The sequence below is a fragment of the Hyphomonas sp. genome, assembly GCF_018402285.1.
In the GTDB taxonomy this organism is placed as follows: domain Bacteria; phylum Pseudomonadota; class Alphaproteobacteria; order Caulobacterales; family Hyphomonadaceae; genus Hyphomonas.
The window spans coordinates 14,058-35,396 of record NZ_JAGYJH010000006.1 but is presented as its reverse complement, the minus strand read 5'-3'; the positions used below and the strand labels follow the sequence as shown (position 1 = coordinate 35,396).

The window sequence follows — 21,339 nt, the reverse complement described above, 5'->3', positions numbered from 1 at the left end:
GACCGGAGGGGACATGGTCCCGTCCCCCGCCCTGCCTGAACCTCATAGATCCTGACGCGCGATGTCGAGGATCAGAATGTTCTTGATCCCCATATCCGGAAACCTCTTCTGAAGCGCGAGGAGGATCAGGGAGCGGAGCGTTTCATAATTCTCGATGCTGGTCATCGACTGGAATGTCTTGCCGTCACCGCTGATCTCAATCAGCGTTGTCATGATGACATCTCGGATCACCGGCTCCTGGGAAAACAGCTTGTCGGAGGTCGCAGCGTCTGACTCCACGTTGATGTTGAGAATGACAAGGCTGGAAACCCGCTCATTCTGGATCATCGGCACCACAAACTCACGGCTGAACCTGAAGAAAGCCGATTCCGAGCTGTCGGTTGAAGCCCCCTTCCCATCCTTCTTGGCTTTCTTGTCGCCTCCGTGGGAGTCTTTTTCCTTTTCCTTGGGGGCGTGGCTGTCGCCGCCCTCATCCTTATCACCCTGCGCGTCCTCTTTCTTAGCGGCCGTAGCCGCTTCCGCGTCGCCACTGCCGCCCCGCAGCATGTGGCCGACAACGCCGCCAATGACGATAAAGACGACAGCTACGAGGGCAGTGATGAGGTTTTTCATTGGGGCGCTCTAAAAGGGAACAACACGTTCGATGATCTTGGTGCCAACCTTGCGGTTGGTGGCAGAGGACGCGTCTCCATTACTGAGATAGGCGAGCTTTGCGTCTGCAATCTTGTCATAGGTGACGGTGTTCATGCGCGTAATGTCCTGCGCACGGATCACGCCGGAAACCGTCAGATAGCGGACTTCATTGCTGACACGGGTCTGCTGATATCCGTGAATGACGAGGTTCCCGTTAGGCTCAACGCCAACGACGCGGGCGGCCAGCGTGAAGGTCACCTTTTCAGCGCGGTTGACGGCGCCTGAGCCGTTCTGGCTGGAATTGCGCGAGACATCGACGCCGGGAGACAGGCCTGCGCCACCGGGCAGCACGCCATTCGCCCATTCAGGCAGACCGAACAAGGCGTCGACATTGAGGTCATCACTGGAATCGCGGCTCCGGGAGAGCGACGTCTGGAGGCTCGCCTGGTCATTCATCTCCACGACGACGGTGAGGAGATCACCGACTTCCTTTGCACGCCGCATGCTGAGCAGCGCCGTTGGCGCCGTTTCCCACAGGGAGGCGTTCTGAATGTTGGGGTCAACCGGCTCCGGAATGACGCCGGGATAGCCGGTATAAGCGACCGCAGGCGGAAGGTCCGGAACGGTCTGGGCGGAGCTGGCGCAGGCGGCAGCGGCGAGCGCGACGAAAGGCAGGGAGAACAAGGTTTTCATTGTGCGAGGACCCATCCGCTTTCCTGGACAATACCCTGAACCATCTGGCGGGACTGCAGGTTCAGAACTGTAACTGGCTCATTGAGGGCAGCTTCGCCCATCGCACGGCCGGTGGTGGAGATTTCCAGGCCACCCTGAATGTATTTCATGGTGACGATCTGGTTGCGTTCAACAAGGCGCGCGGGCCGCGTGTTGTCCATGGTGATCGGCTGGCCCGCATAGATCGTGCGTTTGGCTTCGCGCCCGAAAACGCCGTCTTCGGACGCATCTGAGGCTTCTGAACTTGCATTGACCGGGGTCACGAGGTCCCCTGCCCGGATGACTTGGGAAGCCACCATTGATGACGCGCCGGTCAGGGCGATGAATGCGCTGAAACTGAAAGCTGCAAGCATGCTCATGGCGCTACCTCAACCGCGTCGTAGCCGACAGCATCTCGTCGGATGCCGTTATGACCTTGGAGTTGAGTTCATAACCGCGCTGGGCTTCGATCAGGTCTGCGATCTCCTTGACCACATCAACCGCGGAGTCCTCGATGTATCCCTGGCGGATGAACCCCATCCCTTCCGACCCCGGAATGAGACGGTTGGCCGGACCCGAGGCTTCGGTTTCCCGGAACATGTTGTCACCCATGGCCTCAAGCCCTTTCTCGTTCACGAAGCGAACGAGAGAGATATTGCCGATCGGCTGGCCTGCAGTTTCGTTGTCGAAATAGGCCACGACTTCGCCATCCCGGCTGACCGAGATGCGGCGGGCGTCTTCCGGGATCACGATTCCGTCAGCGAGTGGGAAGCCGTCCGATGTAACGATCTCTCCATCCGCGCTACGGCTGAGTTTGCCGTCCCGGGTGAAGGCTGGTTCGCCCGACGGAAGCGTCACTTCCAGATACCCGTTACCATCAATGGCAAGATCGAGTTCAGCGTTGGTCTGCCGCAAGCTGCCTTGCGTCAGATCCATCGAAACAGTGGTTGGGCGCACACCCGTACCAAGCTGAATACCCGCCGGCACGACTGTGCCGACCTGCGAGGTAATCGTGCCTGGGGTCAGGTATTGCTGGTACATGAGATCTGAAAACTCTGCCGTCCTCGGACGATAGGCCGTCGTGCTCATGTTGGCGATGTTGTTCGAGATAACTTCCACCCGCATTTGTTGGGCGGCCATCCCGGACGCGGCAATCTGCAATGACTTCATAGGCGTCTCCTACACCTGCTAAAACGGTTCAACGTTCCCGCACAGCTGTGATCAGCTGGCTGATGCGCTGGTCCTCCCTCTCAAGAAGTGCCTGACCCGCCTCATAGGCGCGCTGGACTTCGATCATCCGGGCTACTTCCAGCACCGGCGAAACATTCGACTGCTCCAGTGCGCCCTGGACCAACTTGGCGTCCTGGGCCTGCACGGTTCCGCCCTCGGCGGTGAAATAGGAATTGGAATCACGCTGGAGCTGTCCATCAGCCAACATGATCCCGATCTGGTCGATGATCTGTCCGTTACCGGAGATCGTTCCATCCTCGCCGAAGGTGACCTCACCGGCGTCTTCGGGAATGTTGATCGGGTTTCCGCCTGCGCCGAGCACGGCATTGCCCTGCATGTCGATCAGCTGGCCGGCACCTGAAAGCTGGAAATGCCCGGCGCGGGTCAGCCGCTGGCCCTGGGGCGTTTCCACCATGAAGAAGCCTTCGCCTTGAATGGCGAGGTCGAAGCGGCCACCGGTAAAGTTGAGCCCACCTTGCTCCATCTGGAACGTGTGACCGCCAAGCGTGCCCATCGATAGCGAATGGTCACCGGAATTACCCGTTGAAACAAGGTATTCAGTAAAAACCGCGCGGTCGGATTTGTAGCCGGTGGTGCTGGCGTTGGCGAGGTTGTTTGCCACCACCTGCATTTCCTGCATCAGGCCCTGCTGGCGTGTCAGTGTTGTGTAGATCGAACTCGACATCAGTTTGCCTCCCCTTCTAGGGATTCAAGGGCCGTCCGCGCCGACATCAGACGGTCAGGAATGCCCGCCATGCTGGCTGGCGCCGGAGCAGCCATGTTTCCTGACGCTACCTGCTTCAAGGACAGAACACGCGCCACACGGGTCTTCTTGTCAGCGTCGTCAATCGCGCCAGCTGCCTGGTAGATGTTGCCGGGTACAATCCAGCGATTGCTTGCGGCGTCCTTCTCGATCAGGGTCAGGATTGTCTCGTCATCAAGCGTCAGGCGCGAGGTGAACTTCTGGACTTCAGCGCTATCGTTGGCGGCAATCGCGCTCAGGGCAGCAACAAGGCCGATCGGCGTATTGGCCGGATTGGCATCGGCCAGCTGGAAGACGGCAGGATAGTCCTTCAAGCGGTAGGCCAGCGTCGCCCTTTGTTCGGCAACGGTTTCTCCCGGCTGTGCCTTTTGCGAAAGCTCGTCAGCAAGGGAAGCAAAGCCGAGCCTTACCGCTTTGAGCGTCGCCTCTTCATAGAGCGCCGTGCGCTGGTCGTGATGATCGAGAATCCCAGCCTCTACCGAAAGCGCTTCGATAGCCGCCAGATTGGCAAGCGGATCGGTGCTCGCAAGATCGCGCTGGAGACCGCTGACGAAATGGGCCCGGATCTCGTCCTGCACCGTTTCACTCTGCATGTTCTCCCGGCCCGCCATATCCAGCATGGTCACGTAGCGCGACTCGGCACTGAGCTCTTCCAGAACGAACTTCATACTGGCGCGGATGTCTTCATCGCGCTGCGATTGTTCGAGCCGCACGAGCATTCCGTCCAGCAGCAAGGCCTTGAGCGGCGCATCGATGACCCGGTGATGCCGGATCAGTGCAAACAAGGCTTCTTCCTGGAAGCGGCCTTGCAGCAGGAAAGTGCGGATGCGTACTTCAGCTTCCGTGCTCCCCTGCCCCATCTCCAGGATCGCATTGGAAAACTGAAGCTGAGCGGAATCCTGCAGCTCCGAAGCAGCAAAGGAGGCCAGCATCTTCCGCGAGAGGAAGCGGCCATCGGCGCGGTCAAGGGCGGGCACGGCGATCACGGTCACGGTTGTGCGCAGCTGCAGCGGCAGGTGGCGGAATTCACTGAAGCCTTTGTCCACGTGGCCGGCGCCGGCGCCTTGGCCATCGGCGAGCAGCGCGACGCCGAGCCAGAAAGCGCCGCGCTCATGGCAGCGCGCCAGCTCCTGAAAATAGGCCACATCCGGACGAACCCGGCTGTCCAGAAGCATCGCTACCTTTTGCAGCGCCATCTGTTCCGGATTTCCGGGGTCCGTGAGGCTCATCACAGCCTCAGATCCGAGGTCAAGCGCGATATGCGCCTTCGCCAGGCGTGGATCATCCTTGCCGGAAGCCCCGTTCGCCTGGATTTCGCTGCGGTAGTTCAGGATGTCGGAGTAGCTCGCAAGCTTTTCAAACTCGGTGAAGTCCAGCGGATAGGGTGCGGCGCAGTCCATTGGTCCTGTCAGAGCCCAGCGGTCAGACGGGGATGCCGGAAGGGGAGAGACCGGAGTCTCGCTGACTTGCTGTGATGCCACAGGCGCCGCCACTGACGTGCCGGACGGCGCAAGCAGGCCTTCGTCAATCGCATCCCTGACGAACTGGTTGAGCTCTGTAGCCAGCCTCTCCTTTCGCGCGTCTGGCTCCCCCGCCGTTTCTGCCGGCTTGGCAGCAAGGACGGGCGGAGCCAGCAGGGCGCCGCAAAGAAGAAGCCAGAGGTATCGCCTCATGCTGCCTGCTTGAGCCCCCTCACCGCTTGTTCGACTTCGTCAAAGGTCGGGCGAACCCGGGCCGGCGCCTGACGGCGGGCAACCTCGACACAGATGTTCACGGGGTTCTTGTGCAGGCTCGACACCAGCACCTGCCCGATCATCGAATAGAAGAGATGCTCTTCAGACCGGATGGTTTTCACGCGGGCCGCAAACGGACCCACGACGCCGTAGGCAAGGAAAACCCCAAGGAATGTCCCGACAAGCGCCCCGCCGATCATCCCACCGAGCACTTCAGGCGGCTTATCGATGGAAGCCATCGTCTTGATGACGCCCAGAACAGCTGCCACGATGCCCAGCGCCGGAAGCGCATCGGCCATCTGCTGGAGCGCATGAGATCCATGCAGCTTCTCTTCCAGAAGGCTTTCGAGGTGCTTGTCGAGAAGTTCCTCGACCTGGTGGACGTTGTCGAAGTTCATGATCATCGAGCGGATCGTGTCGCAGATCATCTCGATCGCCTCGTGATCCTTCAGGATACGGGGGTATTTGGTAAATATCGCCGATTCATTGGGCGCTTCGATGTGCGGCTCAATATCGACAGGGTTCTGCTTCAGAATGTGAAGCAGTTCATGCATCAGGAGAAGAATGTCCTGATAATCGGTCTTCTTCCACTTCGGTCCGGTAAAGGCGGCGGCAACGTCACCCCCGGTGTGTTTGACCGTGCCGAAATCGTTAGAGGCAAGGAACGCGCCTGTTGCGGCTCCACCAATCATCATCATCTCGAATGGAAGTGAATGTAGAATAATATCTAACTTGCCCCCGGCCAGCATATAGCCGCCAAAGACCATCACCATGGTAACTGCCAGGCCTAGTATCGCGTTCAAGTGCCTATCTCCGTGTACCTTGTATACCGCGCCACTCTCTTAAATCGGCGGCTGCGGGTTATCTTTCCTTGCTACATCTTCGCGACTTCCTGCGTGAAGGGTTCGAGTACGGGCTGTTTGAGCTTCAGCGCCCTCTGACGCTTCCACACACCCATTTCACATTGCCCGATCTCAATTTGTCCGTTAACGGTCTCAGCGTTCAGACGGATCGATCCAGGATCGGTGTCTGGCAGCGGAATGAGATCGCCAACTTTCAGACGAGAGCATTCGCCGATTGTCATTGATATTTTGTCAAGAACTGCTTCGACTCTGATCGAAGATGCCAGAGCGCTTTCGCGCAGAACCCTGGAGGCCACAGGTCGTTTGTGTTCGGCGGCGCGCCGCTCTGCCTCATGGGCGCATCCCATGAGGTAATCGAGATCAAATACCAGCCATATCTGGGACTGCAATGCCTCCGGCATGACGGCATAGGACACCACAAGATACCGGCTGTCGGTTTCGAAATGTCCTGACGCCTGAGCCGGCTCGCTCAGCGGAGAGGCAGTTGTGTCGCTGACATGACCTTCAAGAGAGCCAGCAGCGCTTCGCCACAGGGTCACGGCGGGCGCTTCGAACATCAGTTTCATAAATAGCGCCGAGGCTTCCCTGGCGCCCTCGATGTCCTGGCTGAGGCGCTTGGCAACGATCCGCGCAGCGCCAGGCCCGTCAGTCGCAATGGCGCAAAGACCGGGAGACACCCTGGAATTGAAATAGAAGGCAGTGCGCTGTTCGAGGGCCTCAAGCGCTGCCGAGCCGGAGTAAACCCGCCGCATCAAAGGGGCTTGTGGCACGCTGCCGTCCACTGACTGACTTGCCCATTCGGATACTGATTGGTGAATCCCATCCCAGAAATCATGGTAACGCAGGATCGTGGGAGGTAACCCCGATCCTGTTCCCACCTTTCTCCGGAGCACCGACGACATAGCCTGACCTTTCGGAATCATGACGATTCCAACGACTCTTAGTGCTGCCCAATTGGTTGAAGAATGGTTATCGGATTGGGTCGAACCTCGCCGCCCGCCTACGCTCTTAATTGAGCATGCGATGGTAAAAGCACACCAGCAGAAGCAGAATTGGTGGCATAAATGGCGACGGACTCCTCAGGACAAGGGCCGACCATTATCAAGCGTAAGAAGGTCTACAAGGCGGACGGCCATCATGGCGGCGCCTGGAAGGTCGCGTACGCTGACTTTGTGACCGCCATGATGGCATTCTTCCTGCTCATGTGGCTACTCAATGCGACCACTGAGGAGCAGCGCAAAGGTATTGCCGACTATTTCAACCCGACGATCCCGATCAGCCGTATCTCAGGCGGCGGTTCGGACGGGCTCAACGGATCCTCCATTTTCTCGGAAGATACGTACGCCAAGATGGGCACCGGCGCGAACCGGAAGCAGACCGTCGAGAACCCCGCTTATGGTGATGGCGAGGCAAACGAAGCGGAGACGCAGACCAATGATGCCGAACAGCTCGCCAAGCAGGCAGAAGAAAAGCAAATTGCCGACGAGCTTCAGAGCCTGAAGGAATCCCTTAGCGAGCAAAGCCGGCAGTTGTCGGAGCATCTGATGATCAAGATGTCACCCGAGGGCATCGTTCTGGAGATCACTGACTCTGAGAGCACTCCCCTCTTCCCGCTTGGACGAAGTGAACCGTCTGAGACGATGATGCAGCTGATCGACATCGTGGCCGAGGCATTCGGTGAGTTCGACAATGATATCAAGATAGTCGGACATACAGACAGCCACCGCTTTCGGAACGGCGCTGTGTATGACAACTGGAACCTGTCGGCGGACCGCGCCAATTCAGCGCGCCGCCTCTTGAACCGGGCCGGTATTCCAGGTCAGCGCATCCGGGAAGTAGCGGGCAAGGCCGACACCGACCCCCTGGTTCAGAATGATCCGCAGGCGGCCCAGAACCGCCGCATATCGATCACGATACTGACGGACTGACCGCAGGCCCTTTTGGCCTGGTTACCAGGACCTTAAGATTTTCCGCGAACAGGAGTTATCGGCTTGTTTACGAGTTGCCTTCAATTTGCGTCATTATCTGACGCAGGAGCAACCAGATATGAGCATCTCATCCTCCCTGAATGCGGGGGTAATGGGGCTGAGTGTCAATGGCACACGCCTCGCCACCATTTCTGACAACATCGCTAACTCCGGTACCTACGGCTACAAACGCAGCGCCGTGGACTTCTCCAGCATGGTGCTGCAGCAGAAGACCTCCGCCTATGCCGCAGGCGGCGTGCGGGTAGACACTTACAAGGACATTGCTGCCACAGGATCCCTGATCCGGACCGGCAGCGCGACTGATGTCGCGATTTCCGGACGCGGGCTTCTTCCCGTTACGGATCTGGACGGCACGTCGAACCTTGCATCGAACCGGAATCTCATGCTCACGCCGACTGGTTCGTTCTCCGCCGATGAAAACGGCTTTCTGCGTACCCAGAGCGGGCTGTTCCTGCTCGGCTGGGCTGCTGACTCTGCCGGCGAAGTCGGCAATGTCAGCCGCAACAGCGGCGCCAACCTCGTGCCGGTGAACATCTCAACCTCGCAGTTCAACGCGACGCCGACCTCCAGCATCGAGCTGGGCATCAACATCCCCGCCGACGCCACAACCGCTGGCGCGCCGGGCGATCCCTACATGCTTCCGGTCGAGTATTTCGACAACCTCGGCCGCGCGCAGACAGTGACCTTCCAGTTCACACCGACCGTGCCGGCATCCGGCTCAAGCAATGCCTGGAACGTCGAAATCTTCGACAGCGCGGGCAACCCGGCCACTTCGGTTGGCGATCTGGCCCTGACATTCAACGACACGCCAACTTCCGGCGGCCGAATAAACACGGCGACGGCAGCAAACGGGGCGACCTATGACCCGGCGACCGGCCGCGTGTCCCTCAATCTGGATCACGGCCCGGTCGAAGTCTTCATCGGCCGCCCGAATGACAGCGCCGGCATTACCCAGCTCGCCGCTTCTTTCGCGCCGACAGCCGTGACCAAGAACGGCTCGCCGATCGGTGACCTCCAGTCGATCGAAATCGACGAGCAGGGCTTCCTGCAGGCGATCTATGACAAGGGCTTTCGCCGGACGCTCTACCAGATCCCGGTTGGCGATGTGCCCAACATGAACGGCCTGCGTGCGCTCGACTCGCAGGCCTATTCTGTTTCGAATTCCAGCGGAAACCTCTATCTCTGGGACGCTGGCAGCGGTCCTGTTGGGGGCATTTCCGGCTACTCGCTGATGGAATCGACCACAGACATAGCCGCGGAACTGACCGATCTCATCGAAACGCAGCGAGCTTACTCGTCCAATGCAAAGATCGTTCAGACCGTAGATGAGATGCTTCAGGAAACCACGAACCTGAAACGCTGACGGCGCGCCGGGGAGACCTGCCTAGGTGAGCATTTCAGCCGCCATCCTTGCTGCACGATCCGGCCTTCAGGTTACCGGCCTGAAGGCCGAGGTCGTTGCCAACAATGTCGCCAATGCGAGTACGCCGGGTTATGTCCGGCGCTCTCTGGTCGTTGGCGAGCTGATCCAGGGGTCGCAGACATCCGGGGTCACATCACTCGGTATTGCCCGCGCGGGCGAGGATGCAATCAAGGCCCAAAGGCGGGAATTGACGAGCGACGTGGCTCAGGCAACGGTTCTGGCCTCGACCTGGCAGTCAATCTCGACCCGTGTTGGCGACACAGCATCCGGGAACGGATTGTTCAAGAAGTTCTCGAACTTCGAGACAGCACTGTCTGCCTCCGTCACCTCTCCGGAATCGACGGCGAACGCCTCTGCCCTTCTCGACGCTGCCAAATCCGTTGCCCGGGAACTCAACAGTCTGTCGAACTATGGCGCGCAGGCCCGCGCCGAGGCCGATAGTGAAATTGCGCAAGGCGTGGCGACCGTGAACACGGCGCTGACCCAGATCCAGGACCTCAACAAGCGCATCGCCAGCATCGACCGCACCTCTGCCCAGGCTGCCACCCTGATGGACGAACGCCAGCGCGTGCTAGATACGATCGCCGAATACCTGCCGATCCAGACAGTCCCGCGGGACGCTGGCACGATTGATGTCCTCACCACCCAGGGCGTCTATCTGATCAATGGCAGCACGGCCCGCCAAATTGAATTCACCCCCTCCGCCACCTTCACATCCGACCAGACTCTGGCTGGCGGGAACCTGTCGGGCATTTCCGTTGAAGGCATCAGCCTGACACCGGGCACAACCTCTTTCGGCGCAGTATCAGGTGGCCTTTTCGGCGCCCTGTTCACCTTGCGCGACCAGGATGTGCCAGCCTTCATGGACCAGCTGGACATGGTAGCGAATGATATCATCACCCGCCTGTCAGATGATGCCATTGATCCGACAAAGACGCCGGGAGACCCGGGCTTGTTCGTCGACCCTGACGCAGCTGGAACGCTCGGCCTTGCCTCCCGCATCTCCGTCAACGCAGCCGTCGATCCGGCGCAAGGCGGCGAAATCTGGCGCCTGCGCGACGGTCTCGGCGCCACTGCTTCGGGCCCGCCAGGCAACTCGGCAACCCTTTCCGCCGTTTTCGGTGCTTTCACTCAGATCAAGTCGCTCAATGCCAACGGCATTCAGGGGGCGTTCTCTGCAACCGACTTGACCGCGCAGCTCTCATCCGTCGTCGGACAGAAGCGCATCTATCAGGACTCTGTCCTGGCGTCGACGCAGGCACAGCATCTGACCCTGGTAGAAGCAGAACAGTCCCTGACCGGCGTTGACGTCGATCAGGAAATGGAGTCCCTCCTCCTGATCGAACAGGCCTACGCCGCCAATGCCCGCGTGATCCAGGTCGCCCGCGACATGATCGACATCCTGATGGAGCTCTGATCCTCATGCGCATCATCCCCCCCAACAGCATCGTGTCGGCCTCCTTCAGCCAGAACATTGCCGACATGCGGGCGCGTGCCACGATCGTGTCCGAGGAATCGGTGACCGGCCAGTATGTGGACCTGACCAAACACCTTGGCGGACGCATTGGCGACGCCATGATCAGCGGCAAGGCGCTCTCCGACATCAAGGACCAACGCAGCCTTCTGGGCATCCGCGAAGCGCGCCTGGACTTTGTTCAGGAAAGCCTGGGCGGCGTGCAGGACCGAATCACGGGTCTTGAAGTGCGCATGCTCAGCGCGCTTGGCGTTGGCGACCTGTCTGGCCAGGACCTTGTCGCCCGCGACGCCAAAGCGGCGCTGTCGGACGTGTTTTCCGCCCTCAATGCGCGGCATGGCGACCGGTTCCTGTTTGCCGGCGATGAAACCGCCACCCAGCCGTTTTCCAACACTGATCAACTCCTCACCGACATCCGTCAGCTTGCCAGCATAGCCACCGACGCGGCGGACTTCGAAACGCAGCTCGACACCTACTTCCAGTCTCCGACAGGCCCGTGGCAGACCTCCATCTACCAGGGCGCGGCAACGACCAGTGACCCAGACGGGGTTACGGCCACCGATCCTGCGCTCATCGAAGTCATCTCCGGACTTGCCGTCATGGCTATCAGCGGTATGGCGGACAGCCTGCCCCTGCTTAGTCAGTATCCGGAAATCGTCCGTTCCAGCGCCGAGCGCATCGGCACCGGCACGACTGCCGTGATCAATCTACGGGCAGATCTCGGCATCATCCAGGAGCGCATTTCCAAGGAACAGCTCAGTCTTGATACCGAAGAGACAATACTCAACAGCGTTTACAATGGCATGGTCGGGCGGGACCAGTATGACGCCGCGTCCGAACTCAAACAACTCGAGGCAAGCCTGGAAGCAGCCTATGTGCTGACGTCGCGCCTGTCGAACCTTAGCCTCCTGAATTTTCTGAGGTAATGTGATGAAATGGACTTTCTGGCTTGCTGCCGCGCTTACCCTCACCCCATTCCTCTTCGCTGCCCCGGCTGACGCCCAGGCACGGATACGCGATGTCGTGGATGTCCAGGGGGTCCGGGAGAACGATCTGGTCGGCTATGGCATCGTCGTCGGCCTAAACGGCACAGGGGATACAGTCCGCAACTCACCGTTTACGGAAGATTCCCTCACTCACATGCTTGAGCGCCTCGGCGTCAACGTTCAGGGCGAGCAGATCAAGCCCAAGAATGTGGCCGCGGTGCTGGTAACCGCGTCCCTGCCCCCCTTCGCGCGCAACGGTTCGAGCATCGACGTCAACATCGCCTCGATCGGAGATGCCACCAGCCTTGAGGGCGGGACACTGATCCTGACGCCGCTGAAGGCGGGTGACAACGAGATCTACGCCGTCGCTCAGGGATCCATCATCGTCAGCGGTATCGACGTCAGAGCCCAGGGCGCGCGCGAGACGCGCGGCTCTCCCACGACCGGCTCGGTGCCAAACGGCGCCAAGATCGAGCGGGAAGTCAATTATGACTTCAACCGGAATGAGCTGATTTCGCTGGCCCTGCGGTCGCCTGACTTCACGACGGCCGCGCGGATCGAGGACACGATCAACGCCGCGCTTGGCGCGCCGCTCGCCTCGATGCGCGATCCTGGAACAATTGAGCTAGACCTGCGGGGAATTTCGGAATCCCCGGCCCGCTTCCTGGCCAATATAGAAAATCTCCCGATCGAGATCACCACCCCTGCCCGCATCGTCATCGACGAGAAATCCGGCACGATCGTGCTGGGCGAGGATGTAACCATATCCCGCGTGGCCATTGCCCAGGGTAATATCGCCATTAAGGTCAGGGAAACACCGGTTGTCTCCCAGCCCAACCCGTTTGCCCGGGGTGAGTCCATCGTTCTACCGCGCTCCGAGATCACCATCACACAGACTGGCAGCAGCAATATCGCGATGCTCGAACCCAACGTGACGCTGTCGCAGCTGATCGCCGGTCTCAACTCCCTGGGCGTTTCGCCTCAGGAAATGGCCGACATCATCCGCTCGATGAAAGCTGCCGGCGCCATCCATGCAGACCTCGTGATCCGATAGGATAGAGGCCGGCACGAACAGACAAAGCCGGGCGTTGAAGCCCGGCCTTTTCTGTTTTCCTGCTACTGGGAATACTATGCGCTTGGGCGGGTAATGGTGATCATGCCACGCCGGCGCATATCCATGAGGGTCGTCAGGAACTCACGCTGAATGGTTTCGGCCTCGCTAGGCGCAATGGCACCGGTAGCCTTGAGATCTTCCCGGTACTGGTCTGCCATGCGCGAAGAAATGTTGCCTAGCAGATAGTCAGATACCGCGTCATGGGACCCGCGGAACGTTGCAAGCAATCTCAGGATCGTCTGCTGGTCCAGTTCTTTGAAGACAACAGGCACCGCATTGCGTGGCAAGAGGTCCGGCAGTCCTTCGACCGTGAACAGGCCCTTCTGGATCAGCGGCAATTTCGCTTCATAGCGTTCCTTCAGGAAGCCGACGAGATTGTCTCGCTTGTCGGTAGGAATGAGGCTCAGAACCTCCCCGATCGTTTCCAGATGGCTTTCATCGCCGCCGTCGGCGCCCGCTTCGCTCCTGGCATTCAGGAACTCCATCTCAAGCATCCGCTCAATGACCGAATCGATACCGGGATCAAGTTTCGGTGCTTCCACCATCTGGCCAAGCGTGGGACTGAGTTTGTCGTCATTCAGATGGCAGATGATGTTGGAGGCTATGGAAGTGTCCAGCTTGCGCAGGATGAGGGCTATAATATTGGGCGTCAGGCGGTTGAGATACGCCGCCACAAGCTTGGCGTCCCGCGTGCTCAGCCGCGTCCAGACATCTCCGGTCTCGTCGGCCTGAATGGCCTTTGAAACGGGCTCATCCTCCCCGAAGATGGCCTTAATGCGGTTAGGCTCGACCGACCCCTGAATGACTTCGCGGGCCCGGGAAGCCCCCCCCCGGAGCGCGCCAGACGTCTTGCGCAGCTGCGTCAGGAAATCGATCACGATGGCGATCAGGTCTTCCCGGGAAAGATAGGTGAGCGACTCCAGAGAGGACGCAACCCGAGCCAGCGCCGCATCATCGAGCTTTCCGACGATCGGCTTGGCCGCAGAGTCTCCCAGCAGCGCGATGATCACCGCGGCGCGCTGTGCCTGCGTCAGAGCTGGTCCGCTGGCTTCGGCTCTTCCGCCGGCCGCGTCTCCGCGTCGGTTCAGCCGCGTTACTGTACTCATGTTGCATAACCCCTGAGCACCGCTTCGGTGATCTTCAGCCAACCATCGGCCAGGACAAAGAAGCCGAGCTTGAAAGGCAGGGAAACAACCGTGGGCGGAACCATCATCATACCCACCGCCATCAGGACGGAGGCCACGACAAGGTCAATCACCATGAACGGTAAAAAGATAACAAAGCCGATCTGGAAAGCATGCTTGATTTCGCTCAGCATGAAAGCGGTCGCCAGGAGCGAAAATGGAGGGTCCTCCCCTTCCACCACCGGCCGGTTTACGGCATCTCCCAGTGTCAGCAACGCTTCCGGGTCTGTTCGCTGCATCATGAAGGCGCGGAACGGTTCGGTGGAGAGGGTCCAGGCTTGCTGCTCGTCCAGTGTGCCTTCCATGTATGGCGATATACCGTTCTCCCAGGCCGACATGAAGACCGGCTCCATGACGAAGAAGGTCAGGAACATCGCCAGCGCCATGATCATCATATTGGGCGGCGCCTGCTGGACGCCGATCGCCTGCCGCATGAAGGAGAAAACGATCACCATGAACGGCAGGCAGGTGACCATCATTGCAATGCCGGGCACAAGGCTCAGCACCGTCACCAGAAGGACAAGCTGAACCACCGAGCCTGAAAGCTGTCCGTCGCCTGAAGGGTTCAACAGGCCGTCAAGCCCCACGGGCGCTTCCTGCGCGTGCCCAGAAAAAGCCAGGCAAGCCGCGAAGGCGGCCAGGAAAAGAACACGGTAGATTGCCGGCGAACGGATCATTCGGCTTCTACTGCCTTCTCGACGATCTCAACGATCTTCACAGCGATCTGGCCATCATCGGTTTCAACCAGCTCGCCCTTCGCGATCAGCTTGTCATCGATGTAGAGATCGACCGGATCATCCACCTTGGACGTCAGGGCAATCACCGAATCAGGTTGCAGCTCCAGGATTTCCTGAACGCTCATCCGTTTCTGGCCGATAGATACGGTCACCGTCACCGGGACACTGTAGATTGACCGGCGATACGCGTTGCGGCCGGAAGGGTCACGCCGGTCCTGGGTTTCGAACTCCGTCATTGCTTTTTCGGGGGTGGCCATCACTTGTACTCCGTATTCGATTTCTGTGTTGATCCAAGATCATTCAGGCAGGCCGTCAGCAGGCTTTCAAAATCAAATGTTACACCGCCAGTACGCCAGGAAACATCGGCGCGGCTCGCACCCTGCCCCGATTCAGCGATGATGTTACAGCGCCCCTCCAGAGAAGGATGACGGCTGACGATCTCCTGCAGCTGCGCAGCCAGAACAGGCTCGGCGCGAATATCTACCACCGGCACAGTTGCCGGGATGAGCGCCGGAAGATGCCGGCTGATTTCCTCGGCCAGGAACCGCCGGGAAAGTTCCGGCAAGAGTTGGCTGGCAATCCGCCGCACGGTCTCAGCTGTTTGCTGAATCGACTCCGCCTCGATCCGTTCCATGAGCTTTGCGAGGCTGGACACCGTCGCGTGCAGCGCAGCTGTTTCCTGCGGAATCGGATGAACGACCGCTGGTTCTGGCTTCTGCGCAGCAGCGGGTGCAGGCGGAGGTTCCTCCTGCACCGCCGGCCGGGAGGGCGCCTGCATCTCACCGGCATTCATCGCGCGCAGCCAGTCAGCCGGGCGCGCCGCAGATACAGAGTCAAATCGCGGCAGATGGGAAAACACGGCATCACTCATTCACGGCTGCCTTGCGCGTATCAAAGGCCGACGCGATCGGATCGGCCCCGCCCGCCAGCTGGTCTTCGGTCAGCCATTGCTGCAGCAAGGCAGCGGTCTCTTCCTGCCGCTCGCTGGCATAGTCCTTGAGATAGGCAAAAGGATCGCTGTCTGCATTTGCAGCGTTGGCCATCGCCCCGCCAGCACCCGTGGCAGCGCCGGCGCCTGCGCCCAAGCCGTCAGGCGAGAGCGCATCCTTCGGCTTCTGAACCAGCATCGGGCGCACCACACCAACGCCCAGAACGATGACAACAATACCCAGCAGGAGGGCCTGCAGTCCGGACCAGAAATACCGCTCCATAAGCTGCTCTATCATGCTCGGCGCAGTGACGAGGTCATCAGCCGCGATAACCTGGAACGGCATCAACTCGACTGAAACCGTATCCCCGCGCGCTGCATCAATTCCGGCAGCCGATGCGATCAGCGACTCAAAATCGGCTTTCATCTGGTCCTGCAATGCGGCCGCATCAGCTGCGGCAGGATCAATGCCGAGTGACTGCGCATTCAGCATAACGGCAATACTGATCTTTTCGATCTGGCCGGGCAGTGTTTCCACTTCAGTCCGGGTCTCGTTTATCTCGTAGGAAACCGTCTCGGTTGAATTCTTGTTGGTGGACGAGCTTCCACCGGTTTCGCCTTGCGGCAGATTGCTGGCAACCGTCATGCCGCCGCCCGTCCCCCCGCTGGAGCCGCTGGAATCGTTGGTCGTCCGGTTGCGGATCACGCGAGAATTGGGATCGAATGTGACCGCGGACGTCACCAGCCGCTGGCGGCTGACATCGACCGTTGCCGACACCCGCGCATTCCCTGCGCCGACCCGGGGTTCGAGCAAGGTGAGGATTTTCTGCTCCAGAAGCGCCGCCTGGCTTTCGGCGGCCATCGCAGGCTCGGCCGTCTTGTTGGCTTTGGGTCCGGCCAGGATGCCCTTTACCGGATCGATCACGGCGACATCCTCAGCATTGAGGCCCGCTACCGCGAGCGCCACCATGTACTGGATCGCTTCAGCCTGGCCGGCCGTCATTTCCCGCGCGGTTGTCAGCGTGACCGAAGCCGTCTGCTGGGGCTGAGACCGCGAAAATCCCGAGCGCAGATTCGCGCCGATGTGCACGCGCGCAGAGGAAACACCGGGAATGGCCAGAATTGTCCGCGTCAGTTCTCCTTCTTTAGCCCGCCAGTAGGCAGCGTTGTACATCTCCGACGTGACGGAGAACCCGTTGACCTGGTCGAGCAGTTCATAGCCTTGCACCGACGGGCGCGGCAGACCCTGCTGTGCCAGCGTAAAGCGGATTGCATCTCGCTTTCCTTGCGGCACGAAAATCGCTTCCCCCTTGATTTCATAGGGAGTTCCGGACTGTTCGAGCTCCTTGATGATGTCGCCGGCATGGGCGGGCTCAAGCCCGGAATAGAGCAGCGTCATCGGATCGCGCGTGGCGCCCTGAACAAGGAAGCTCATGGCAGCAATCATCGCGGCCACGGCGGCGACCAGCATGAGCTGCCGGGCTGGCGGCAGGGCTTTCAGTGTATCAAAGAATTTCATAAACGCGGTCGCCCCAAGCTGCATACGAGTCAGCTGTAATGATTAATATTTGGCGCCAAATCGTTAAGGTTATCTTTACCCCGGATCAGTCATTAGGAACGTGCCTTACAAGATAAGATAGGCGCTAGATGGCAAAGAAACCCGACACGAACGAATCGGGACAGACAGAATCCGGGAAGAAGTCCGGCGGCGGTATCGCCGGGCTGCTGATTGTTGCTGCCGCATCTCTGGCAAGCTCATTTGGCCTCTTCTACTTCCTGACTCCGCCTGCTCCCCCACCCGCCGAGCCCTGCCCACAGGCAGGCGCGGAAGCGGCAGCCCCGGCCGTTGCGCCGCTGGCGCAGGATCAGGTCTATGTCGAGATTAAGGAAATCCTCATCACCATCGGCAGCGCACCGGCAGACCGCTACCTGAAGCTCAACATCACCATCGTCACCGGCAAGGACAAGGCAGCCGCCGTCAAACAGGCCGAGCCGATGCTGATCGATGCGTTCAACAACTATCTCCGCTCCATCGAACTGAAGGATCTGGAAGACCCTGGCTTTTATCCACACCTGCGCGAACAGCTCGCGCGCCGCTCCGAACTTGTCGTCGGCAGCGCCGCTTCAAACGGTGTTCTCATCACGGAGTTTCTGCTGAGGTAGCGCCATGGACATGCAAAGCATCATAAGCAGCATTCAGCCCACTGACGTCGCGATCTTCCTCGTATCGTTCGCCGCGTGCGTGTATTGCTTCGTGCTGTCAAAGCGCCTTCGGGCCCTGCAGGATACCAAAGACGGGCTGGGCGCGACGATCACGGCCATGACCAATTCGGTCTCGGCCATGTCCCAGGCAACCCACGACACCCGCAGCCGCGTCGAAGGCATGGCAACCCGCCTGGCTCACCTGATCAATGACGGCGAGAAGATGTGCAAGCGCCTGGAAGACACGATCATGACCATGGAACGCTCTCAGACCAGCGTCACCAATCAGGTGCATGCCGCCCAGACGGAACTCAACGTCATGATGCGCGACGTGCTCGACCAGTCGCGCGCCCGTATCGTCGAAATGACAACCCTGATGCGCCAGATGCGCGCCATGTCTGAAGCCGGCGAAGCAGACATCACCGTTCCCCCTCCCCGTGTGAAATCGGCCTGATCGAAAAGAGTTCTGCTCATGAACAACCGCTCGAACGTCCTTCTCACCCTTGGTGTCCTCTTCACGATCGGCGGGGCAACACGCTTCCTGCCGGATGCCCTGGCTTTTGCCGAACAGGCGCCGGCCACCGATGCAAAGACAGTGACGGCCGCTTCGGAAACGGAGACCGCCCCCACCCCCACACCCGTTGTGGCCACGCAGGGCGCGCTGAAGGAAGTGTGCTTTTCCTCTGAATCCGCCTCCCTGCTCCAGGAAGATCAGTGGTTGTTCGAGACCGAGCGCGAGGAAATGAAACAGCAGAAGCTGGAGCTTCAGGCCTGGGAAAACCAGCTTGAGCAGCAGACCGCGGAACTGAAACTCCTGCAGGAAACGCTCGAAGCGCGCTGGGAAGAGATGCAGGTCAGCTCCGGCGAGGATATCCAGCACCTCGCCCGTATGTACAGCGCCATGAAAGCCGATCAGGCCGCACAGATCTTCAACCAGATGGATGCCGGCTTCGCAGCAGGCTTCCTGCGCCTCATGGCATCGGATCAGGCAGGTCTCATCATGGCCAATATGGAAGCCCAGAAAGCCTACCTAGTCAGCGTCAAGCTTGCTACGATGAATGACGACATGCGCAATCTCGAGATGGCAGCCAACTGAGGCGCCGTCAGCCTATCACAAGTGACCGCTAGCCCTTGAGCCGCGCCAAAGCTGCGCGGTGACGCAGCGTCGCGTCTGTTTAGGCCGGGCGCCCTGCGATATGCTGGTGCAAACTCCTGGGGAGGAGACGATGAGCGATCTCAAATCCTATCTCGGCTGGAAAGTGGACTACACCACCCCGCCAGGCGAAGCCGCACTTGTCCCACCCGGGTCGATCACCTGGCAGGTCTTCAAGAACCCGGTTGCCCTCGCTATCGGGGGCGTTTGCGCGGTCCTTCTGGAGTTTGCTGACGCGCGCATCCGCTCTGGCGTATGGGATCATTCGGTCTTCAAGACAGACCCCATCGGCCGCTCCAAGCGCACCGGCATCGCTGCCATGGTCGGCGCATATGGCCCCGCCAGCGCCGCCCGGCGCGTGATACAGGGCGTCACCAACATGCATTCGCGGGTGAGCGGCGAAACCCCTTCCGGTGAAGCCTACCGCGCCCTTGATCCCGAGCTCCTGGATTGGGTGAGTGCCACAGCCGCCTATGGCTTCCTGATCGCGTATCACAACTTTGTCCGGATCCTGACCGAGGAAGAAATGAACCAGTTCTTTACCGAAGGCGAAGCCGTCGCCCGCCTTTACGGTGTCCAGACGCCCCTGCGATCTGTACAACATTTCAATGCCATGACAGCCTGCCTCCTGCCCCGGTTCGAGCCCCATCCGATCAACACCGAATTTCTCGGTATCATGAAATCTGGCCGCGCCGCCCCAGGTGTTCCCAGGGGTCTGCAAAGCGCGCTGGTCCATGCCGCCGTTGATATTCTTCCGCGGCCTGTGCGCGAACGTCTTGCTCTGGGGGCGGACTATGATCTCTCCCCACTGGGCAGGCTGACCGTCAAATCCATGGCCGCCATCGCCGAGCGCACGCCTGACCTCAATGGCCCCGCCGCGCAGGCATCCCAGCGCCTCGGCCTGCCCCGCAGCTTTCCCTGGAAACCGCCAGCCGAACGTCAGCGTCTCATCGAAACCGCACGCATTGCATCACTGGCCAAGGAGGCCGCAGCATGAACCTCTCTTTCACCCGCGAGGAAGAAGCTTTCCGCGACGAAGTTCGCGCCTTTCTGGACGAGAACCTGAGCGAAGACCTGCGCGCCTACGCCAAGCGCATGACCAGCGTCTATTCGACCAAGCCAATCGGCATGAAGTGGCAGCAGATCCTGGTGAAACAGGGCTGGGCATGTCCCTCCTGGCCGGTCGAATACGGCGGCACAGGCTGGACGCCGGCCCAGCGCTACATCTTCGATGTAGAAATGGCCCGCGCCGGGGCCCCGCCCCTATCGCCCATGGGCATCGGCATGTGCGGCCCCGCCCTTATTGGCCACGGCTCAAAGGAGCAGAAGGATTACTACCTCCCCCGCATTCTCTCGGGCGAGGATTTCTGGTGCCAGGGCTATTCCGAGCCCCATGCCGGATCGGACCTAGCCGCCCTCACAATGTCAGCCGTCGATGATGACGACGCCTTCATCTGCAACGGCTCGAAAATCTGGACCACCCATGCCCATGAAGCGAACAAGATGTTCTGCCTTGTGCGGACGGACAGCTCCGGCAAGCTCCAGCAGGGCATCACCTTCCTCCTGATCGACATGACCCAGCCCGGCGTGAAGGTTGATCCCATCCTGATGCTCTCGGGCGAGCATATCCAGAACGCGGTCTTCTTCACCGATGTCCGCGTGCCGAAGGCCAATGTCGTCGGCAAGGTCAACGAAGGCTGGACGGTTGCAAAGTATCTGCTGGAATTCGAGCGCGGCGGGTCGTGCTACGGCCCCCGCCTCCTCGCCCGCCTGCGCGCCATCCGCGCCACGGCCGCTGAAGAGGGCCTTATGGATCCCGGCTTTGCCCGCAAGCTATCGCTTGCCGAAGCCGACATCCTCGCCCTGGAAGCAGCCGAGCTGCAGCAGATGTCCGAGCTCGCCACAGGCGGCACGCCGGGCCTGAAAGCCTCCATGATGAAGATCCGCGGCACAGAACTCAGCCAGCACCTCACCGAGCTCTCGATTGAGTTGGCAGGGGTCTATGTCGCGCCCTTCCAGCCTCAGCATACCTCTCCCGGCGGCCCGGTTCCCGTGGCAGATGCCCTCAGATTGTCGTCGAACGAGCCGTTCGTGGGGCCGGAAAGCGCCCTGACCGCGCCGGCAAAATATCTCAATGACCGGGCAGGCTCGATTTATGCCGGCTCGAATGAAATCCAGCGCGGGATCCTCTCCAAGGGACAGCTGGGGCTCTGAGCA

At 60.1% G+C, this 21,339-nt stretch carries 23 protein-coding genes; 10 read left to right on the top strand and 13 right to left on the bottom strand.

All coding sequences use genetic code 11. From position 1 onward, the window contains the following. Positions 1-42: 42 nt before the first annotated feature. The 8 genes from KG722_RS11905 to KG722_RS15490 form a co-directional block, all read right to left on the bottom strand. Positions 43-612 (bottom strand): flagellar basal body-associated FliL family protein, encoded by a 570-nt coding sequence (locus KG722_RS11905; protein ID WP_213272004.1) that lies wholly within the window; start codon positions 610-612, stop codon positions 43-45. Positions 613-621: 9 nt separating this feature from the next. Further along, a complete protein-coding gene (locus tag KG722_RS11900) occupies positions 622-1,326 on the bottom strand; it encodes a flagellar basal body L-ring protein FlgH (RefSeq protein WP_300998479.1) in 705 nt (234 codons plus the stop codon). Then, positions 1,323-1,724, bottom strand: a complete 402-nt coding sequence (flgA, locus tag KG722_RS11895) for a flagellar basal body P-ring formation chaperone FlgA (protein ID WP_213272002.1) — start codon at positions 1,722-1,724, stop codon at positions 1,323-1,325. Before flgA ends, KG722_RS11900 begins: the two co-directional genes overlap by 4 nt. 4 nt (positions 1,725-1,728) lie before the next feature. Then, positions 1,729-2,514 (bottom strand): flagellar basal-body rod protein FlgG, encoded by a 786-nt coding sequence (flgG, locus tag KG722_RS11890; protein WP_213272001.1) that lies wholly within the window; start codon positions 2,512-2,514, stop codon positions 1,729-1,731. Between the two features lie 28 nt (positions 2,515-2,542). Further along, the gene (locus KG722_RS11885; RefSeq protein WP_213272000.1) at positions 2,543-3,259 is read right to left on the bottom strand and encodes a flagellar hook-basal body complex protein; all 717 of its coding nucleotides are present in this window, start codon (positions 3,257-3,259) and stop codon (positions 2,543-2,545) included. Then, positions 3,259-4,737, bottom strand: a complete 1,479-nt coding sequence (locus KG722_RS11880; protein WP_213271999.1) for a hypothetical protein — start codon at positions 4,735-4,737, stop codon at positions 3,259-3,261. The genes KG722_RS11885 and KG722_RS11880 overlap by 1 nt, the downstream gene beginning before the upstream one ends. A gap of 269 nt (positions 4,738-5,006) precedes the next feature. Further along, entirely contained in the window at positions 5,007-5,873 is an 867-nt protein-coding gene (gene motA, locus KG722_RS11875) for a flagellar motor stator protein MotA (protein WP_213271998.1), read from the bottom strand. A 71-nt stretch (positions 5,874-5,944) separates the two neighbouring features. Continuing rightward, positions 5,945-6,703: a FliM/FliN family flagellar motor switch protein gene (locus tag KG722_RS15490; RefSeq protein ID WP_213271997.1), complete on the bottom strand. Its 759-nt coding sequence runs from the start codon at positions 6,701-6,703 to the stop codon at positions 5,945-5,947. Between the two features lie 294 nt (positions 6,704-6,997). On the opposite strand from KG722_RS15490, the gene KG722_RS11865 reads away from it, so the two are divergent. From KG722_RS11865 to KG722_RS11845, 5 genes are all read left to right on the top strand, one after another. Continuing rightward, a complete protein-coding gene (locus tag KG722_RS11865) occupies positions 6,998-7,861 on the top strand; it encodes a flagellar motor protein MotB (RefSeq protein ID WP_213271996.1) in 864 nt (287 codons plus the stop codon). A gap of 118 nt (positions 7,862-7,979) precedes the next feature. Beyond that, positions 7,980-9,284, top strand: a complete 1,305-nt coding sequence (locus tag KG722_RS11860) for a flagellar hook protein FlgE (protein WP_213271995.1) — start codon at positions 7,980-7,982, stop codon at positions 9,282-9,284. 25 nt (positions 9,285-9,309) lie between these two features. Further along, positions 9,310-10,761, top strand: a complete 1,452-nt coding sequence (gene flgK, locus KG722_RS11855) for a flagellar hook-associated protein FlgK (protein ID WP_213271994.1) — start codon at positions 9,310-9,312, stop codon at positions 10,759-10,761. 5 nt (positions 10,762-10,766) lie between these two features. After that, positions 10,767-11,744, top strand: coding sequence for a flagellin (locus KG722_RS11850; protein WP_213271993.1), 978 nt, complete (start codon positions 10,767-10,769; stop codon positions 11,742-11,744). A 4-nt stretch (positions 11,745-11,748) separates the two neighbouring features. Next, positions 11,749-12,858 carry a flagellar basal body P-ring protein FlgI gene (locus tag KG722_RS11845; RefSeq protein WP_213271992.1) on the top strand — a complete coding sequence of 370 codons (1,110 nt, stop codon included), beginning with the start codon at positions 11,749-11,751 and terminating at the stop codon, positions 12,856-12,858. 74 nt (positions 12,859-12,932) lie between these two features. On the opposite strand, the gene KG722_RS11840 is transcribed toward KG722_RS11845, so the two are convergent. Genes KG722_RS11840 through fliF form a run of 5 tightly spaced genes read right to left on the bottom strand, consistent with a single transcriptional unit; the run spans position 12,933 to position 17,286 of the window. Then, a complete protein-coding gene (locus KG722_RS11840; RefSeq protein ID WP_213271991.1) occupies positions 12,933-14,024 on the bottom strand; it encodes a FliG C-terminal domain-containing protein in 1,092 nt (363 codons plus the stop codon). Beyond that, a complete protein-coding gene (gene fliP, locus KG722_RS11835) occupies positions 14,021-14,779 on the bottom strand; it encodes a flagellar type III secretion system pore protein FliP (protein WP_213271990.1) in 759 nt (252 codons plus the stop codon). Before fliP ends, KG722_RS11840 begins: the two co-directional genes overlap by 4 nt. Further along, the gene (locus KG722_RS11830; protein ID WP_300998478.1) at positions 14,776-15,096 is read right to left on the bottom strand and encodes a FliM/FliN family flagellar motor C-terminal domain-containing protein; all 321 of its coding nucleotides are present in this window, start codon (positions 15,094-15,096) and stop codon (positions 14,776-14,778) included. Before KG722_RS11830 ends, fliP begins: the two co-directional genes overlap by 4 nt. Next, a complete protein-coding gene (locus tag KG722_RS11825; protein WP_213271989.1) occupies positions 15,096-15,710 on the bottom strand; it encodes a hypothetical protein in 615 nt (204 codons plus the stop codon). The genes KG722_RS11830 and KG722_RS11825 overlap by 1 nt, the downstream gene beginning before the upstream one ends. After that, positions 15,703-17,286, bottom strand: a complete 1,584-nt coding sequence (gene fliF / locus KG722_RS11820; RefSeq protein ID WP_213271988.1) for a flagellar basal-body MS-ring/collar protein FliF — start codon at positions 17,284-17,286, stop codon at positions 15,703-15,705. The genes KG722_RS11825 and fliF overlap by 8 nt, the downstream gene beginning before the upstream one ends. A gap of 128 nt (positions 17,287-17,414) precedes the next feature. On the opposite strand from fliF, the gene KG722_RS11815 reads away from it, so the two are divergent. From KG722_RS11815 to KG722_RS11795, 5 genes are all read left to right on the top strand, one after another. Then, positions 17,415-17,930, top strand: coding sequence for a flagellar basal body-associated FliL family protein (locus tag KG722_RS11815; protein WP_213271987.1), 516 nt, complete (start codon positions 17,415-17,417; stop codon positions 17,928-17,930). Positions 17,931-17,934: 4 nt separating this feature from the next. Next, positions 17,935-18,423, top strand: coding sequence for a hypothetical protein (locus KG722_RS11810; protein ID WP_213271986.1), 489 nt, complete (start codon positions 17,935-17,937; stop codon positions 18,421-18,423). An 18-nt stretch (positions 18,424-18,441) separates the two neighbouring features. Next, complete coding sequence (locus KG722_RS11805; RefSeq protein ID WP_213271985.1) at positions 18,442-19,065, top strand: hypothetical protein; 624 nt, start codon at positions 18,442-18,444, stop codon at positions 19,063-19,065. Between the two features lie 130 nt (positions 19,066-19,195). Beyond that, on the top strand, positions 19,196-20,119 hold the full coding sequence (locus tag KG722_RS11800; RefSeq protein ID WP_213271984.1) for an oxygenase MpaB family protein: 924 nt from the start codon (positions 19,196-19,198) through the stop codon (positions 20,117-20,119). Further along, a complete protein-coding gene (locus tag KG722_RS11795) occupies positions 20,116-21,336 on the top strand; it encodes an acyl-CoA dehydrogenase family protein (protein WP_213271983.1) in 1,221 nt (406 codons plus the stop codon). The genes KG722_RS11800 and KG722_RS11795 overlap by 4 nt, the downstream gene beginning before the upstream one ends. Positions 21,337-21,339 lie beyond the last annotated feature (3 nt).

What these genes read in the sequence shown, in the direction of transcription:
- KG722_RS11905 (WP_213272004.1), bottom strand. Translation starts at nt 612, where the DNA reads ATGAAAAACCTCATCACTGCCCTCGTAGCTGTCGTCTTTATCGTCATT.
- KG722_RS11900 (WP_300998479.1), bottom strand. Translation starts at nt 1,326, where the DNA reads ATGAAAACCTTGTTCTCCCTGCCTTTCGTCGCGCTCGCCGCTGCCGCC.
- flgA (WP_213272002.1), bottom strand. Translation starts at nt 1,724, where the DNA reads ATGAGCATGCTTGCAGCTTTCAGTTTCAGCGCATTCATCGCCCTGACC.
- flgG (WP_213272001.1), bottom strand. Translation starts at nt 2,514, where the DNA reads ATGAAGTCATTGCAGATTGCCGCGTCCGGGATGGCCGCCCAACAAATG.
- KG722_RS11885 (WP_213272000.1), bottom strand. Translation starts at nt 3,259, where the DNA reads ATGTCGAGTTCGATCTACACAACACTGACACGCCAGCAGGGCCTGATG.
- KG722_RS11880 (WP_213271999.1), bottom strand. Translation starts at nt 4,737, where the DNA reads ATGGACTGCGCCGCACCCTATCCGCTGGACTTCACCGAGTTTGAAAAG.
- KG722_RS11865 (WP_213271996.1), top strand. Translation starts at nt 6,998, where the DNA reads ATGGCGACGGACTCCTCAGGACAAGGGCCGACCATTATCAAGCGTAAG.
- KG722_RS11860 (WP_213271995.1), top strand. Translation starts at nt 7,980, where the DNA reads ATGAGCATCTCATCCTCCCTGAATGCGGGGGTAATGGGGCTGAGTGTC.
- KG722_RS11850 (WP_213271993.1), top strand. Translation starts at nt 10,767, where the DNA reads ATGCGCATCATCCCCCCCAACAGCATCGTGTCGGCCTCCTTCAGCCAG.
- KG722_RS11845 (WP_213271992.1), top strand. Translation starts at nt 11,749, where the DNA reads ATGAAATGGACTTTCTGGCTTGCTGCCGCGCTTACCCTCACCCCATTC.
- KG722_RS11840 (WP_213271991.1), bottom strand. Translation starts at nt 14,024, where the DNA reads ATGAGTACAGTAACGCGGCTGAACCGACGCGGAGACGCGGCCGGCGGA.
- fliP (WP_213271990.1), bottom strand. Translation starts at nt 14,779, where the DNA reads ATGATCCGTTCGCCGGCAATCTACCGTGTTCTTTTCCTGGCCGCCTTC.
- KG722_RS11830 (WP_300998478.1), bottom strand. Translation starts at nt 15,096, where the DNA reads ATGGCCACCCCCGAAAAAGCAATGACGGAGTTCGAAACCCAGGACCGG.
- KG722_RS11825 (WP_213271989.1), bottom strand. Translation starts at nt 15,710, where the DNA reads ATGAGTGATGCCGTGTTTTCCCATCTGCCGCGATTTGACTCTGTATCT.
- fliF (WP_213271988.1), bottom strand. Translation starts at nt 17,286, where the DNA reads ATGAAATTCTTTGATACACTGAAAGCCCTGCCGCCAGCCCGGCAGCTC.
- KG722_RS11815 (WP_213271987.1), top strand. Translation starts at nt 17,415, where the DNA reads ATGGCAAAGAAACCCGACACGAACGAATCGGGACAGACAGAATCCGGG.
- KG722_RS11810 (WP_213271986.1), top strand. Translation starts at nt 17,935, where the DNA reads ATGGACATGCAAAGCATCATAAGCAGCATTCAGCCCACTGACGTCGCG.
- KG722_RS11805 (WP_213271985.1), top strand. Translation starts at nt 18,442, where the DNA reads ATGAACAACCGCTCGAACGTCCTTCTCACCCTTGGTGTCCTCTTCACG.
- KG722_RS11800 (WP_213271984.1), top strand. Translation starts at nt 19,196, where the DNA reads ATGAGCGATCTCAAATCCTATCTCGGCTGGAAAGTGGACTACACCACC.
- KG722_RS11795 (WP_213271983.1), top strand. Translation starts at nt 20,116, where the DNA reads ATGAACCTCTCTTTCACCCGCGAGGAAGAAGCTTTCCGCGACGAAGTT.